We start from the raw sequence: 14280 nt of genomic DNA, 5'->3' as shown, positions 1-14280 counted from the left end.
GCTGACCATCGACCACGTCAACCCCGAACGCCCCTGGCCGCAGATCGAGCAGCTCGCCGAGCGGTCGCGGGCGGCCGGGTGGCTGAGGGTCAGGCGATGCGGGTCAGGCGATGCGGGTCAGCTTCTGCCCGAAGCCCGGCTCGACGAGGTCCTTCTCCAGGGCCACCGGCACCTTCACCGCACTGCTGGTGCCGTCGCCGACGGTGAGCGTGCCGACCTTCGTACCGGCCTTCGCCGTGTGCGGCACGTCACCCGGCGCGAACGACAGGTCCACCTTCAGCCCGGACCAGCCGACCGCCGTGACGTCCTCCGTGACCACGACCGGCGTACGGCCGCCGAGCCCGTCGTCGACGTACCCGACCACATCGCCCTTCTTGACGATCTTCGCCGAGGTCAGCGCGTCCTGCGCGGCGAGCAGCGCCGCCTTGCTGACGTTGTTGGCCGTCTCCAGGATCTTCGGCTTCATCTGCCCGAGGACGGCCCCCACGATGGTCACCTTCTTGCCGGCGACCTCCCGGCGGGAGGCGAACAGCAGATTGCCGCCGGCCTTGGTGGTGGAGCCCGTCTTGATGCCGATCGCGCCGATGAGGTATGGCAGCTCGTTGTAGTTGTTGTGGTACTTGCCGGTCGGGTCCGTCCAGCTCGCCGCGCTGGTGATCGCGACCAGCGCCGGGATCTTCACGACCGCACGGCCCAGCTTCACCTGGTCCTCGGCGGTGGAGACGGTCGTCTCCTTCAGACCGGACGGGTCCGTGTACGTCGTTCTCGTCATGCCCAGCTCCTTGGCGGCGGCGTTCATCTTCTCGACGAACGCGGCCTCCGAGCCGGCGTCCCAGCGCGCGAGCAGCCGCGCGATGTTGTTGGCGGACGGGATCATGATGGCCGACAGCGCCTGCTTCTCGGTGAGCTTGTCGCCCGCCTTGACGGTGTCCAGCGTGGACTCGCCCTCGGCGTTGTAGCCGCCCTCCTTCTCGGCGAGGGCGTCGACCTCGATCTGCGGGCCCTCCTCGCCCGCCTTCAGCGGGTGGTCGCGCAGGATGACGTACGCGGTCATCGTCTTGGCGACCGAGCCGATCGGCACCGGGTTCGGCTCGCCGAAGCGGTCCATCGTGCCGACGCCGTCGACGTCCATCCAGCCCTGGCCCTCGTCCGACCACGGCAGGCTGAGCTTGCCGCCGTCGAAGGTGTACGACTCCCTGCCGGTCAGCACGAGGGACGGCTCCGGCAGCGGACGCACAGCCTGTACGACCGCAAAGACGATCACCAGCAGCAGGACCAGCGGCGTCCAGATCTTGACCCGGCGGGCCAGCGTGCGCAGCGGGGTCTGCGGAGGCGGCGGGGTGTTGGTCAGCTCCGCCAGCAGATCCAGCGGCGGCTTCGGCGGAACCGGCTGCTGGGTGGTGCGCTCCGGGCCGACCTGGGGGAGGGCGGCGGTGGCGTCGGCGGGAACGACGGCGGGCCCGGGGGCCTTCGCCTTCGGTTCCGGCCGGGCGGGCTGGTCCGGCTGGGCCGGCTGGGCGGGCTTCCGCGTGGACGGGTCGTCGAGGGGCTTGAGCGCGACGAACTTGCTGGTGCGCTCGGCGTCCCCGGCGGGGGCGGCCGACGGCTTGCCGACCTTGAGCATCGTGGTCGGCTGGTCGACGGCCGGCTTCACGGACGGGCCGACCTTGAGCATGGTGGTGGGCTGGTCGACCTGGCGGGCGGCGGCCTCGGCCGAGGGCTTGTCGGAGCCCTCCTCGGTCGTCTCGCCGGTGTCCTCGCCCTTGCCGGGGGCGTCCGTGGCCTTGGCGTCGGTCCCGGCGGGGGCCTCGGGCTTCGCGTCGGCCTCGGGGGCGTCGCCGTCGCAGTCATCGCTGTCGGCGGCGTCGGCGGCGTCGTCGGCGTCAGCTCCGCCCTCGCGGTCGCCGTCGGTGTCCGTGGCGTCGGCGGCAGCGGAATCGGTTCGCTCGGCGGCCTCGGCGCTCTCGTCGGCGTTGCCGGTCTCGCCGGCCTGGTCGTCCCGGTCGGCCCGGTCGTCCTTGTTCGCCGTGCCCGAGGCGTCGTCCGAAGCGCGGCCCTCGTCCTCCGTGGCGTCGGCGGGCGCGTCGGCCTCGGCAGCCTCGGCCTCCGGCTTCGCGTCCGCGTCGTCCGGCGTCGAAGTCACCCACTTGGCCACAGCCGCCCGCAGACGCTCGTCGCGCGCGGCGTTCCCCGCGTCGTCGTCGGCGGCAGCCTGGTCGGCCTCGTCCCGGCCCGCCCCGTCACCGGCGGCATGTTCCTCGGCGTCCCGCTCCCCGGAGCCCGCGTCCCGCCCCTCGGCGTCGGAATCCGCGTCGGCGGTCACAGCCGCCGAACCCTTCGTCCGCTCGGGAACCGAAAGAACCCGGGTGGCCGTGTCCACGCCACCGCCGGACGCCGCCGTGGCCGCGTCCTCGCGGGACAGGGCCAGTCGCGGGTCGCCGGAGCCCCCGTGCTTCCCGTCCCGGGCCTCGGGAACCGGAACCGCGCTCCCCGACGTCGGTTCTGCCGACGACTCGCGCTGCTTCGACCTGTCGGGGGACTCGCCCGCCACCGATGCCTCCTCCATGCGCCGCACGCCCCGGCGCTACCGAACCCAACCGTGAATCGTCGGTTCGGACAGCACCGCAAGACGCCGTCCGAACCATGTACCAGTGTCCTGTGTGAGGGCTTGGCCGCTGCGGTAGACGAGAACGACATACCTGCCGGTTCCCTTACAAACAGGTCACGCACCCTCGACAGACCAATGTGAGAGGGGTCACCCTGTCATTCATCCACGCGGGGAGGCATGGATGGGCAGGAGCCGCAGAACACTTCCGGAGGAGCTTCTGTTGCTGGCACTGGACCCGGCCACGGGTACCACTGCGCAGCCGCAGTCGCTCGACCTCGGTCTGGCCGGAGCACAGCTAGTGGAGCTGGCGCTGGCCGGACGGATAGCCCCAGACGGGGATCGTATCGCCGTGGTGTCCCCACGGCCGACAGGAGATCCGACGCTGGACAGCGCGTTGGAGTTGCTGCGAAGGCGTGGCGCTCCCGTGCGTGCCGTCCACTGGATCGGCGGGCCGCGTCTCGGGCTCCGCCAGACCTACCTCTCGCATCTGGAGCGGTGCGGCATGGTGCATGCCGTGGCGGGCCAGATGTGCGGGGTCTTGCCGACGACGCGCTACCAGGCGACGGACACGGCGATCAGCCGGGAGATCAGGGCCCGGCTGGATTCGGCGATCCGGACCGGCGTGCCGCCGGACCCGCGTACCGCCGCGCTCGCCGCGCTGGCCCACGCGGTCGGACTCGGCAAGCACCTGTACCCGGGCAACGAGGGACGCTCGTCCCGCTCCCGGCTCAGGGATCTGATCCGGCACGATCCGATGGGCGGTCTCGTCGCGCACGCCGTGATGGACGTCCAGAACGGTGTGGCGGCCCAGCCGCGCCGCACTCCGGCCGGCCGGCAGGCCACGGCCGGGGGCAGGGCAGCGGCGGAGCCCGCTCGAGGCGTTCCGGTGCAGCCGCGCCGAGGATCGATGGCCCGCGTCGTGGCCCACTGAGCCGCAGTCCCACGGCTCGACAGGCCCCCGTACGACAACGGCCGAGGCACCACCCCAGCACCACCGGCACCACCAGCACCACCCCACCGCACGAGGCACCGCGCGGCGCCCGTGCGACGCGCCGCGCGGGGCAGCGCGCGGCACACCGCACGACCCACAGCACGCCCGGCACAGCACCACGGGCCGATCCGGGGCCCCCGGACCCGGTCCGCCGCCGGCGGGTGTGGCACAGACCCGTTCGGGAGCCGCGCGTCCGCGCGGGACGGCAGGGCCGTACGTCCGTCAGGACCTGGCCTGCCGCCCCGCGCGGACGCATGTCCAGGACACCTCAGCCGCATATCCCCGGTTTCCCAGCGGTAGGAAGCACCTTGGTGGCAGTCTGCTCAACAGCAGATACGCATAGTTGCAAGTACAAGCCAGTACAGCCGAGTACAGGCATGCAGCCGGAGGTGCACGTCCGTGGCGTCCAATGTCAATCCCACAGTCAGGCGGCGCCGGCTGGGTCAGGAGCTGCGCAGGCTCCGCGAGCTGAAGGGCATGACGGCCGAAGAGGTCGCCGAGCGGCTGCTCGTGTCCCAGTCGAAGATCAGTCGGCTGGAGAACGGGCGGCGCAGCATCAGCCAGCGCGACGTCCGTGACCTGTGCAATGTGTACGAGGTCGAGGACCAGCGCATCGTCGACTCGCTGATGCAGATGGCGAAGGACTCCCGGCAGCAGGGCTGGTGGCACACCTTCGGCGACATCCCGTACAGCGTCTACATCGGCCTGGAGACGGACGCGGCGAGCCTGCGCGTGTACGACCCGCAGGTGGTGCCGGGCCTGCTGCAGACCCGGCAGTACGCGGAGGCGCTGATCGCGGGTGCGCTGCCGGAGACGGCGCCGGCCGACATCGAGAAGCGCGTGCAGGTGCGGATGCGCAGGCAGGAACGAATCACCGCCGCGGAGAACCCGCTGCGGCTGTGGACGGTCCTCGACGAAGCCGCGCTGAAACGGGTCGTCGGCAACCGGACCATCATGCGGGAGCAGCTGGAGCACCTGATGGAGCAGTCGCAGCTGCCGCATGTCACCGTGCAGGTCATCCCGTTCGAGATGGGCGCGCATCCGGGCCTCAACGGCCAGTACGCGATCCTGGAGTTCCCGGACGCGGCCGACTCCAGCGTGGTCTACATCGAGGGCGTGACGAGCGACCTGTACCTGGAGAAGGCCAACGACGTGCAGAAGTACAGCGTGATGTACGAGCATCTGCGCGCCCAGGCGCTGAACGTCGAGCAGTCGCTGCAGTTCATCTCGAAGATCGCGAAGGAGTACGCGGACGACTGACCGCACCGGCGGGCACCCCGCAGGGGCGCGGAATCGGCCCCTCAGGCAAAGTGGCGCTGGAAGATACACCCTGACCCGGCCGAAGGGGAAGCTTCCAGCGGAATATGCCGCCCAACGAGTGAATAGTCGCTTCGTAGGCCGATGTTGGCGAGTAGCGTCGATCACGCCATCGAGCAACAAGGTTGGCGCAAACAGAGCAACTCACCACAGGCAACACGGAGCAGAAATGGCAATTCGTCAGGGCGCCACGGACACCTGGACCAAGTCCTCGTACTCCACGGGCAACGGCGCGTGCGTCGAGATCAAGTCGCCGGTCGTCGAGGCCATGGCCGTACGTGACTCCAAGGTTCCCCAGGGTCCCACCCTGTCCTTCCCGGCCGAGGCGTGGAACGCCTTCGTCGCATCGGTCAAGGCGTAGGGGGCGGGTCCGGCTGAGACTCGCCCTCCGCGCACACCTGGATAAGCACGACAGAACGAGCCCTCTCGACCAGAATCGCCGTCCTAGCCGAGGGGGCTCATCTGCACTCGGGGGGACCGCGCGACGGTGAGGCCCGGCCGGCGACACCCCGCCGGGCCTCACCGGACGCCGCGCCCGTCCTGGACGCGAAGGACGCCCCGGCCGCCCGGCGGGGCGTCCGCGCCGGTCACTCCACCGGTCTCTCACCGGTCGATCCGCAGGTCGCATCACCGGTCACCCACAGGCAGCATCACCGGTCACCTCACCGGTCACCCCACCGGGAACGCCACATCGCACGCCGGGTCCTCGGGCCCGACCGCCTCCCACTCCGCGAAGCAGACCTCCCGGCAAGGACCGTCGTACGCCGGCCCGCGCTCGCCGATCCACGCCTCCCCCGCCTCGAACGCGGCGAGAATCTGCGGAAAGGCGACCTGGCTCTTGCTGATCCGCGTGTAGGCGAGCCGCCGCGCGGGCTCCCGGCGGACCGTCGTCCCCCACGCCCGCCCGTGCCGCTCCGCCCACGCCCGCGCCGCCGCCTCGTCGGCGACCGGCACACGGCACTGGGCGAGTCCGTCGCTGTCCACGGACACATCGCAGTGGTGGACGACGTACGGCGACCCGTCGCCGCCCCGCAGTCACGGGCCGCCGCCTCCAGTCGGCCCGGTGACGCGGCGATCCACGTGGGCAGTTCGTCGGCGAGGCCATGCCGCTTCGCGCGGATCACCACCTGCGCGGGCACCTCGGCCGTCTCCACGGTGAACGCGTCGCGCATACCGGTGTTCTTCCCTGACGGGACGCCGGGCCCTTCCCCGAGGGCAAGGTCAAGCGGCGAGCTGCGCCTCGATCGCGGTGACGACCGCGTCCGAGTCCGGCTCGGTCTGCGGCGAGAACCGCGCCACGACGGTGCCGTCCCGGCCGAGCAGGAACTTCTCGAAGTTCCAGCGGATGTCACCGCTGTGCCCCTCCGCGTCCGCGAAGCCGACCAGGCGGGCGTAGAGCGGGTGCCGGCCCTCGCCGTTCACCTCGACCTTCTCCGTCATCGGGAACGTCACGCCGTACGTCGCCGAGCAGAACTCGGCGATCTCCTCGGCGGTGCCGGGCTCCTGCCCGAGGAACTGGTTGCACGGCACGCCGAGCACGGTGAACCCGCGGTCGGCGTACTGCTCGTGCAGCTTCTCCAGCGCGGCGTACTGCGGGGTCAGACCGCACCGGGAGGCCACGTTCACGACGAGGACGACCTTCCCGGCGTACTGCGCGAGGTCCGCGGAACCGCCGGTGAGGGCGCCGATCTCGACGCCGAGGGGGGAGGAAGACATGTCAGTGGTCATGCCTGGATGCTAGGCGGTACCCACCGCCCCCCGTCCCGTCCGGGACGGGAACCGGCCGAGGCGGGCGCGGGCGCGGGCGTCACCGGCCGTGGCGGGCGTGGGCGTTCTGTGGCCAGTGGCAGCCGCCGGGGTGCCTCTCACCGGCCGCGGCCGACACGGACGTCACCGGCCGCCCCCGGCGAGACACCGGCCCCCTCCACCAGCACATCCCCGACAGCAGTCCGCGAGTACAGCACCGACCGCCCCGCCCGCCGCCGCTCCACGAGCCCCGCGTCCCGCAGCACCCGCAGATGCCGGCCCACGGAACCCAGCGCCTGCCCGGTCAGCGCCACGAGCTGCGTCGTGCTGAGCGGTGTGCCGAGCAGTACCAGCACCCGTGCCCTCCCCGCGCCGAGCAGCGCCGCCAGCGCCGCGGACACCGGCGTACGGTCCGGGGCGGCGGCCAGGGCGCCCGCGCACGGGTACACCACCGCGTACCGCGAGGGCTCCTCCCACGACACCCACCCGGTCCGTGGTGTGACCGGCACCAGCAGCAGCTCCGCCCCGGCCACGGCCCGCGGCGCGTAGGCGTGCCGGTTGACCTGGAACCGGTCCCCGCCGAGCCAGCGCGTGCCGGGCCGCAGCGAGTCCAGTACGGCCGCCCAGCCGCCCCGCCCCGCCTGCGCGGCCCGCGCGACCACATCGGCCTCCAGTACGCGCCGCCGACGCCCCCAGGACGGCCGTACCGTCTCCTCCCACACCCACTCCAGCAGGGCCGCCGCCCGCTGCGGCAGATCGTCCCGCTCCAGTACGGCGGGCAGCGCACCGCCGGCGGAGAGCCGCAGGTCCGCGCGGGCCGCGTCCGGGTCGGCCGCCCGCACCCGGGCGACGCCGTCGGCGAAGGTCTCCCCGTCGCGGGGTGTGGGCGTGAGGAAGTCGGCGATCCAGTCCCGCCCGAGCCCGGCCCGTACGAGCCGCGCGGTCACGGGGTCGGCGGCCAGCAAGGCCCGGTAGGCGGGCCCGTGCCGTCGTAGCCAGTCCCGCTCACCGGGATGCGCCCCGGCGCCGGCGTGCAGCAGCTTCAGACAGGCGAAGGTCTCCGCGAGCGGCGACACCAGGAACCGGCTGCGGGCGAGCGTCTCGGCATCGACCTGCCACAGCCCCACGGATCGGCCCCCTCCCGGACGTTTCGCGTGCCCGCGAAACAGTAACCGAGGCGGCGGCCCGCTCCGAGACTCCGTCGCATGCCCGGTTACCGACACCTGTTCCGCACGCGGGAGTTCACCCCGTTCTTCCTCGCCGCCGCCACCCGCACGGCGGCCCAGACGATGGGAGGACTGGCCCTCGGCACACTCGTCTACCGGTCCACGGACTCCCCGCTGCTGTCCGCGATCAGCATGTTCGGGCCGCAGCTGGCCCAGATGCTCGGGGCGACCCTCCTCATGTCGGCGGCGGACCGCGTACCCCCGCGAGCGGCCCTGACGGCGACACAGCTGACGACGGCGGCGACGACAGCGCTGCCGGCGCTCCCCGGCACACCGACGGCGGCGATCCTGCTGCTGGTCTTCGTCCAGGGCCTGGCCGCGTCGGTGGACGGCGGGGCACGCTGGGGCCTGCTGACGGAGATCACGCCCAAGGACGCGTATGTGACGGCCCGTTCGGCACTGAACATGCTCGCGGGCCTGACACAGACGGCGGGTTACGCGACAGCAGGCGCGCTCCTGACCGTCGTGACCCCGGAGACCTGCCTGCTCCTGTCGTCGGCTCTCTCGGTGTCGTCGGCCCTGACGACGAGGCTGGGCCTGACGGCCCGCCCCCAGCGCACCGCGGGCCGCCCGTCACCGGCGGCGACCTGGCGCACCAACGCCCTCCTGTGGTCCTCTCGCCCCCGCCGCCTCACCTACCTGGGCCTGTGGCTCCCCAACGGCCTGATCGTCGGCTGCGAATCCCTGTACGTCGCCTACGATCCCGACGCCGCGGGCACACTGTTCGCCGGCGCCGCGCTGGGCATGCTGGCCGGGGACCTCACGGTCGGCCGCCTGGTACCGGCGGCGGTGCGGTCACGGCTGGTGGTGCCGCTGCTGCTCCTGCTGGCGGCGCCGTACCTGCTGTTCTTCCTGCATCCGCCGGCCCCGGTCGCGGCGGTGACGGTGGCGGTGGCGTCGATCGGCTTCGGCGCGAGCCTCGCCCAACAGCACCGTCTGCTCACCCTCACCCCGCCCCACCTCACAGGCCACGCCCTCGGCCTCCAGTCGGCGGGCACGATGACCCTCCAGGGCGTGAGTGCGGCCCTGGCGGGTGCGGGGGCGCAGGCGGTGTCGCCGGGGGCGGCGATGACGGGCATGGCGATGCTGTCGCTGGGGGTGACGGGAGGCCTGGCCTGGGCGGGGAGCCGCCGTCCGGTGCCGGTCGGAGCCGACCGGTGAGCGTGTGGACGACTGCGCCAGGAGCCTCCTCGCCGGGCCTCGCTCGCCCGCGCATCCCTTGCGGGCGCGGCACACGGCCCCGTAAGTACTGGCGGGTAATAGCCTCGTCGAAGGAGCCGTCATGCCCTCGCTCGACCGTCAGGACAATGTCTTCGTCCTCGATCTCGGAGACGGCGAAAACCGCTTCCACCCCGACTGGATCAGCGCCGTCGGTGCCGCGCTCGACGAGGTGGAGAAAGCGGAGGGGCCGCGCGCCCTGGTGACCGCCGCCACGGGCAAGTTCTACTCCAACGGCCTGGACCTGGAGTGGCTGCTCGCCAACCCCGACCGTCACCACCAGTACGTCGCCTCCGTGCAGGAGCTGTTCGCGCGGCTGCTGTCGCTGCCGGTCGTCACCGTGGCCGCCCTTCAGGGGCACACCTTCGCCGCCGGTGCGATGTTCTCGCTGGCCCACGACTTCCGCGTCATGCGCGCCGACCGTGGCTACTGGTGCCTGCCGGAGGCCGACATCAACATCCCCTTCACCCCCGGCATGACGGCACTGATCCGGTCCCGGCTGGCCCCGCAGACCGCACACGAGGCCATGGTCACGGCCCGCCGCTACGGCGGCACCGACGCCGCTGCCGCGGGCATCGTCGACCGGGCGGTGGAGGAGGACGCCGTGCGCTCCACGGCCGTCGAGATCGCCCAGGCACAGGCGGCCAAGGCCGGCGACACCGTCGGCACCATCAAGTCCCGTATGTACGCCCCGGTCCTGGCCGCACTGCGCGACACCGCGAACCCGCTCGGCTGACCGGTGCGCCCCGCGGCAGGGCTCACGTCGACGGCGGGCGCCCTGCCGGTGGCCGGACCCCGGGGACCGAGAAGCCCGCGTCGGGCGGCGTCGGGGGGTGCTGCCGGGCGAGGTCGCGTTCGAGGGCGTCCAGGGCCTGGCGGGCGGCAGTGATGCGCTGGAGCAGCATCAGCCGTTCGTCGGTCCCGGGAGCGGGGGCCGACTCCTGCACCACGTCGTGATCGTGCTCGTGATCGCGTTCGTACTCCATGTCCCGCGCCTCCTCCAGCGAGGTCAGGACGACGCCGATCAGGACGTTCACGAGGACGAAGGAGGCGAGGAGGACGTAGGAGGCGTAATAGAGCAGGCTCCACCGGGAGATCTCCATGCCCGCGTGCACGGCGTCACCGATGCCGTCCAGGGTCATCAGGAGCAGCAGGGTGAGGACCGCGCGACCGAGGGAGCCGTAGTGCTCGGGGTCGCCATGGCCGAAGAAGACCCAGCCGAGCATCGCGTACAGGTACAGCAGCAGCGCGCCGACGAGCAGGAAGCTGATCGTGCCGGGCAGGCTGCGGCCGACGGCGACCAGGATGATGCGCAGCTGAGGCAGGAAGCGCGCGGTGCGCAGGACGCGGGCCAGGCGCAGCAGCCGCAGGACGGTGGTGTTCTCGCGTACGACGGGCACGAACGCGCACAGGACCACGACGAGGTCGAAGACGTTCCACGGATCCTTGACGAAGTCGCGGGGCCGGTCGGCGTGGGCGGCGAGCCGCAGCAGTATCTCGGCGGTGAAGGCGGCGAGGCACAGATGCTCGGCCAGCCGTAACGAGCGGTGCCATTCACCGGCCAGCCCGCTGTACGTCTCCACGCCCAGCAGGGCCGCGTTGACCAGGATGACGCCGAAGACGGTCAGCGCGAACCAGCGGGCCTCGGTGAGGGAGCGGCAACGGCGGGCCAGCGCCCGCCTTGCGGTGAGGGCCGTCCGGTCGGCCCCGGGAACGTGACGGTCCGTCATCCTGCTGTTCTTGTCCCTTTCACGCACTGCGGATACACCCGCGCCCCCGGCGGGAAGGGCCGGGAGGCAGGCATGTGGTGATCATGCCTCAGGTCGGTCCTCTACAGCACTGTCGATCGCGGGTACGGACCATCGGTACGGACCACCGCTACAGGTCGGCCGCAGGGCGCCCGCACGCGCCGGAATCACTCACCGCGGATGAGCACGAACACCGGTGCCGGATGAGTACCTGCGCCGGTGCCCCGGACCGGACCGCGCGGCTTCACTGACCTCATGACGACAGCACCGACACCGCCGCAGGCGACGTACCCCCACCCCGGCTACCGTCACACGGCGTACCGGCCAGTGGTCCTGCCCGACCCCGACCGGGACCGCCACGCATGGATCGCGCCCACCGCCGCCACGGTGCTCGTGCTCGTCCTCGCCCCGCTCGCCCTGTGGTACTGCCTGGTGGTCGCGACGCAACCCGCCGACTGCGGCGGCACCGGCTGCGGGCAGGCCCGGAACACCGCACTGCAACTGGTCTACGTCACCCTGTACGTGAGCCCCGTCGTCACCAAGGCCGCCCTGATCACATCCTGGGCGCTGCCCCGGAAGCGCCGCTGGCGCACGCTGCGCGCCTGGATGGCGGTGGTCGCCCTGCTCCCGGTGCTGTTCGTCCTCCTGCTGCTGGTCACGCTTCCCGCAGGCTGACAGGCAGGGCCGCCGCACGCCGCACCGGCCGAGCATGAGCACAGTCCCGTCCGGGGCGACGCGGGTGACGCGGCCGTAGAGGGGCTGTTCGGGGTGCTTGACCCATTCGCGCCCGGTGAGGGGCGGCAGGTGCTGTGGGCGCCGGCCGTGGTCGCGGAGCGAGAGGTGGGTTGCCGACGGGCGCCAGCAGGGCTGTTCGTCGGGGCGGGTGTGCTCGCAGCCGCGGCTCATGTGGCCGTAGCCGTCGCAGCGGATCGGGACGGGCCCCGGCCAGGGCTCACGGGCGCGCACGACGGCGAAGGTGACGGTGCCCTGTGGGCCTGGTCGTGGTGGGCGACGTACTCGATGGTCAGGCCGATGTCCCACCAGAAGCACCAGCCTGTGCGGCGGAGTTGGGATGCTGCCAGGTCCTCAATGTTGCCGACGCCCTGGTCGACGATGTCGGAACAGTGGGCGTAGTGCTCCAGCGCGGCGAGGGCGACGCTCTTGGGCGTGCGGGGGCGCCGGGTGACCAGGAGCTCGAGGACCTGGTCCTCCAGGGTGACCAGCTCGGCGCCGTGTTCCTCGTGGAAGTAGCGCAGCACTGCCTGGTGCTCGGCGCCGGTTATGCCGTAGTTGCAGGCGCCGAGCCAGTTCAGCAGGGCGGGGACGTCGTAGCCGTTGCGGGCCCGCACCAGCACACCACCGTGCGTTCCTGGCGGACGGCCGAGAAGTGCGTGCCGCCGACGAGGTCGAGGTCCAGCTCCTTTTCCACGTGAGCGGCGAGGCGCTGTCCTGGTGCTTCGAACGGGTCTTCACCGGGCCGGGCCCGCTCATCCGGACCGCACAGATGGCCCTCGGCCTCACGGGCCCTGTGGGCAAGCAGGCCGCGGCCGTCCAGCGGACGGTCGTCGGTCTGCCTCTCCGTCGGCGCGAAGTCCGGTTCCAGGCCCACGAAGACGTTGTGCAGGTGCTCGGGCTCTCCTGCCAGCACAGGCCACCATCCGCTGCGGCCATGGAGCGCCCGCAGGTCGTACCACAGACGGAAGGCGTCGGTTCCGATGATCTCGCCGGCGTACACCGGTGTTCCGTCGGTCGCTGCCGCGGTTTGGCGCAGTGCGGGGAGAGCGACGCCCTGCTCGGCGCAGAGCTGCTGCAGTTCGGAGATCGTCGTCACCATGCCGTCAACCCAACGGCAGGTAGTGACAGCCACCGTCATGCAGAAGTGGAACGGTCCCACCCCGCAGGGCTCAGTTCAGGATGTGGACGAGACCAGGTGGCGAAGCCGACCCAGGCGATGGCGAAGACGGCGCGGCCCGGGCGGGTGTGGACGCGGAACCACACGCGGACGCGCTCGGACAGGGTTGCCGTGTTCGGCGTCGGCCGGGGCGAACAATTCGTAGGCAGCCGAGTGCGAGCAGCGCGACCCAGACCAGGTCGGGCTGTCAATCCGTTCTCCTTCTTCTCCGCGCTGGGCTGTGATCCGGAGCCGTCAGCGGCCTGCCGCAGACCAGAGGGCGACACCCAGAGCGGCGAGGCCCGTGAGGGTGCTGATGGTGGGGAGTGGCCAGCGGGTTCGCTCGAGGGCGGTCACCCGGGCGTCGAGTTCCTCGACAGCCTTGTCGATCTGGTCGTATCGCTGGACCAGGAGGGCGAGTTGGCCGTCGATACGCGCCAGCCCGACTTCAAGGGCGCGGCGGAACTCGGCGAGCTCCAGGGCGATCTCTCCGTCGGGCATAGGCGACTGGCCGGAGACGGTCAGGTCGCCGGCCTTCACGTCGACCTGAGCCTTCGTGTAGCCGCCGTCGACCTCCTTGTACCGCTCGCCCTTCTTCGCGAGAGCGGCGAGATCGTCCTCCACGCGGACCGCCATGGCCCGCACGTCAAGCACATCAAGCACGCCACCCAGATCCTCGTCGACGGCCTGGCCAGCATCCACGAAGCCATGGTCGACATGGCCGACGGCCACATCGACAACGAAGAGCTGATCCGCGGCATGTTCAGCCGGATCCACGTCGATCACGACACCAAGGGCGACGGCAGGTGAGCGTCGCCGACAAGGCCCGCAAGGTCGTCCAGGACATGACGGGCATGTGATGGCCGGACGCCGACGAGGGCGGACTGCGGGACGCCGCGAAGGCGTGGCGGGACTTCGCCGACGACGTCGACGACGTCACCTCCGCCGCCAACAAGGCAGCCCGCTCACTGATCGAGCACAACAAGGGCGAGGCCATCTCCGCCTTCGACGACCCGTTCTGGCGTCGCTACTACTACGACAAGCGCGGTTGGCTGAAGGATCTGGCCGATGCCGCCCGCGACATGGCCAAGGCCCTGGACGCATACGCGGACGCCGTGCACGGTGCGAAGAAGAAGCTCGAGCACGAGCTGGAGATCGTCGGTGCCACCCTCGTCGCCGGCACCGCCCTGGCCATCTTCACCGCGGGCATCTCGGAGGGTGCAGCAGTAGCGGCGGCGGCCACGGTCACGGAACTCGCCGCTGGCCTGGGTATCGCGGTGACCGAAGAGATCGCCGCCATCGCGGGCACCACCTTGGCCACCGCAGCCTTCGCAGGCGTCGAATCCATCACCGTGGATCTCGCCGTCACCCAGCCTGTGTCCATCGCCCTGGGTGAGCAGAAGGGCGGGCTAAGACCGTGTCCTATGTGGTGAGGCGGATGAGGCGCTTGTAGCAGCACAGGGCTGCGGCGAGTCCGAGAAAGGCCAGGTAGTTGCGGGGGTTGCGTTCGTAGCGAGGGCTGAGTCGGTGGTAGC

General features: G+C 71.6%; 13 protein-coding genes and 3 pseudogenes. 7 read left to right on the top strand and 9 right to left on the bottom strand.

All coding sequences use genetic code 11. The features are described 5' to 3' along the window. Nucleotides 1-103: 103 nt before the first annotated feature. The gene (locus MTQ10_RS18850; RefSeq protein WP_247469566.1) at nt 104-2551 is read right to left on the bottom strand and encodes a D-alanyl-D-alanine carboxypeptidase; all 2448 of its coding nucleotides are present in this window, start codon (nt 2549-2551) and stop codon (nt 104-106) included. 238 nt (nt 2552-2789) lie between these two features. On the opposite strand from MTQ10_RS18850, the gene MTQ10_RS18845 reads away from it, so the two are divergent. The 3 genes from MTQ10_RS18845 (at nt 2790) to MTQ10_RS18835 (ending at nt 5277) form a co-directional block, all read left to right on the top strand. Continuing rightward, on the top strand, nt 2790-3539 hold the full coding sequence (locus MTQ10_RS18845; RefSeq protein ID WP_247469564.1) for a GOLPH3/VPS74 family protein: 750 nt from the start codon (nt 2790-2792) through the stop codon (nt 3537-3539). Nucleotides 3540-3998: 459 nt separating this feature from the next. Then, nucleotides 3999-4859, top strand: a complete 861-nt coding sequence (locus tag MTQ10_RS18840) for a helix-turn-helix domain-containing protein (protein ID WP_247469563.1) — start codon at nt 3999-4001, stop codon at nt 4857-4859. A gap of 226 nt (nt 4860-5085) precedes the next feature. Further along, complete coding sequence (locus MTQ10_RS18835) at nt 5086-5277, top strand: DUF397 domain-containing protein (RefSeq protein ID WP_247469561.1); 192 nt, start codon at nt 5086-5088, stop codon at nt 5275-5277. A 308-nt stretch (nt 5278-5585) separates the two neighbouring features. Here MTQ10_RS18835 and MTQ10_RS18830 read toward each other — a convergent pair. The 3 genes and pseudogenes from MTQ10_RS18830 to MTQ10_RS18820 all read right to left on the bottom strand — a co-directional run. Next, nucleotides 5586-6106, bottom strand: a pseudogene (locus tag MTQ10_RS18830) (MerR family transcriptional regulator); the annotation flags it as partial. Nucleotides 6107-6137: 31 nt separating this feature from the next. Next, nucleotides 6138-6644 carry a glutathione peroxidase gene (locus tag MTQ10_RS18825; protein WP_282612330.1) on the bottom strand — a complete coding sequence of 169 codons (507 nt, stop codon included), beginning with the start codon at nt 6642-6644 and terminating at the stop codon, nt 6138-6140. A gap of 137 nt (nt 6645-6781) precedes the next feature. Then, on the bottom strand, nt 6782-7789 hold the full coding sequence (locus MTQ10_RS18820; RefSeq protein WP_247469559.1) for an ArsR/SmtB family transcription factor: 1008 nt from the start codon (nt 7787-7789) through the stop codon (nt 6782-6784). A 78-nt stretch (nt 7790-7867) separates the two neighbouring features. Here MTQ10_RS18820 and MTQ10_RS18815 point away from each other — a divergent pair, with 78 nt between their 5' ends. Then, nucleotides 7868-9049 (top strand): MFS transporter, encoded by a 1182-nt coding sequence (locus MTQ10_RS18815; protein ID WP_247469557.1) that lies wholly within the window; start codon nt 7868-7870, stop codon nt 9047-9049. Nucleotides 9050-9170: 121 nt separating this feature from the next. After that, entirely contained in the window at nt 9171-9842 is a 672-nt protein-coding gene (locus MTQ10_RS18810; RefSeq protein WP_247469556.1) for an enoyl-CoA hydratase-related protein, read from the top strand. A gap of 22 nt (nt 9843-9864) precedes the next feature. Here MTQ10_RS18810 and MTQ10_RS18805 read toward each other — a convergent pair whose 3' ends face one another. Then, on the bottom strand, nt 9865-10836 hold the full coding sequence (locus MTQ10_RS18805) for an ion transporter (protein ID WP_247469554.1): 972 nt from the start codon (nt 10834-10836) through the stop codon (nt 9865-9867). A 273-nt stretch (nt 10837-11109) separates the two neighbouring features. Here MTQ10_RS18805 and MTQ10_RS18800 point away from each other — a divergent pair, with 273 nt between their 5' ends. Continuing rightward, entirely contained in the window at nt 11110-11529 is a 420-nt protein-coding gene (locus MTQ10_RS18800) for a hypothetical protein (protein WP_247469552.1), read from the top strand. A gap of 227 nt (nt 11530-11756) precedes the next feature. Here the strand turns inward: MTQ10_RS18800 and MTQ10_RS18795 are convergent, their stop codons facing one another. The 3 genes from MTQ10_RS18795 to MTQ10_RS31485 form a co-directional block, all read right to left on the bottom strand. After that, a complete protein-coding gene (locus tag MTQ10_RS18795; RefSeq protein WP_247469549.1) occupies nt 11757-12209 on the bottom strand; it encodes a DUF4253 domain-containing protein in 453 nt (150 codons plus the stop codon). After that, nucleotides 12164-12688 carry a hypothetical protein gene (locus MTQ10_RS18790; protein WP_247469547.1) on the bottom strand — a complete coding sequence of 175 codons (525 nt, stop codon included), beginning with the start codon at nt 12686-12688 and terminating at the stop codon, nt 12164-12166. Before MTQ10_RS18790 ends, MTQ10_RS18795 begins: the two co-directional genes overlap by 46 nt. Nucleotides 12689-13000: 312 nt before the next feature. Continuing rightward, nucleotides 13001-13531, bottom strand: a complete 531-nt coding sequence (locus tag MTQ10_RS31485) for a hypothetical protein (RefSeq protein WP_308404577.1) — start codon at nt 13529-13531, stop codon at nt 13001-13003. Between the two features lie 86 nt (nt 13532-13617). Between MTQ10_RS31485 and MTQ10_RS31805 the strand changes: the two are divergent. Then, nucleotides 13618-14178, top strand: a pseudogene (locus MTQ10_RS31805) (WXG100-like domain-containing protein); the annotation flags it as partial. Here MTQ10_RS31805 and MTQ10_RS18775 read toward each other — a convergent pair. Further along, nucleotides 14168-14280: pseudogene (locus MTQ10_RS18775) on the bottom strand (IS5/IS1182 family transposase); the annotation flags it as partial. The pseudogenes MTQ10_RS31805 and MTQ10_RS18775 overlap by 11 nt on opposite strands.

This window comes from Streptomyces sp. XM83C, from assembly GCF_023072675.1.
Lineage (GTDB): Bacteria > Actinomycetota > Actinomycetes > Streptomycetales > Streptomycetaceae > Streptomyces > Streptomyces thermocoprophilus.
Note: the sequence above shows the minus strand (reverse complement) of the source record. Positions and strands in the feature narration are given on the sequence as shown.

Bases quoted from the DNA above. Each gene is read 5' to 3' on its own strand.
- MTQ10_RS18845 (WP_247469564.1), top strand. From the start codon at position 2,790: ATGGGCAGGAGCCGCAGAACACTTCCGGAGGAGCTTCTGTTGCTGGCA.
- MTQ10_RS18835 (WP_247469561.1), top strand. From the start codon at position 5,086: ATGGCAATTCGTCAGGGCGCCACGGACACCTGGACCAAGTCCTCGTAC.
- MTQ10_RS18825 (WP_282612330.1), bottom strand. From the start codon at position 6,644: ATGACCACTGACATGTCTTCCTCCCCCCTCGGCGTCGAGATCGGCGCC.
- MTQ10_RS18815 (WP_247469557.1), top strand. From the start codon at position 7,868: ATGCCCGGTTACCGACACCTGTTCCGCACGCGGGAGTTCACCCCGTTC.
- MTQ10_RS18810 (WP_247469556.1), top strand. From the start codon at position 9,171: ATGCCCTCGCTCGACCGTCAGGACAATGTCTTCGTCCTCGATCTCGGA.
- MTQ10_RS18805 (WP_247469554.1), bottom strand. From the start codon at position 10,836: ATGACGGACCGTCACGTTCCCGGGGCCGACCGGACGGCCCTCACCGCA.
- MTQ10_RS18800 (WP_247469552.1), top strand. From the start codon at position 11,110: ATGACGACAGCACCGACACCGCCGCAGGCGACGTACCCCCACCCCGGC.
- MTQ10_RS18790 (WP_247469547.1), bottom strand. From the start codon at position 12,688: ATGGTGACGACGATCTCCGAACTGCAGCAGCTCTGCGCCGAGCAGGGC.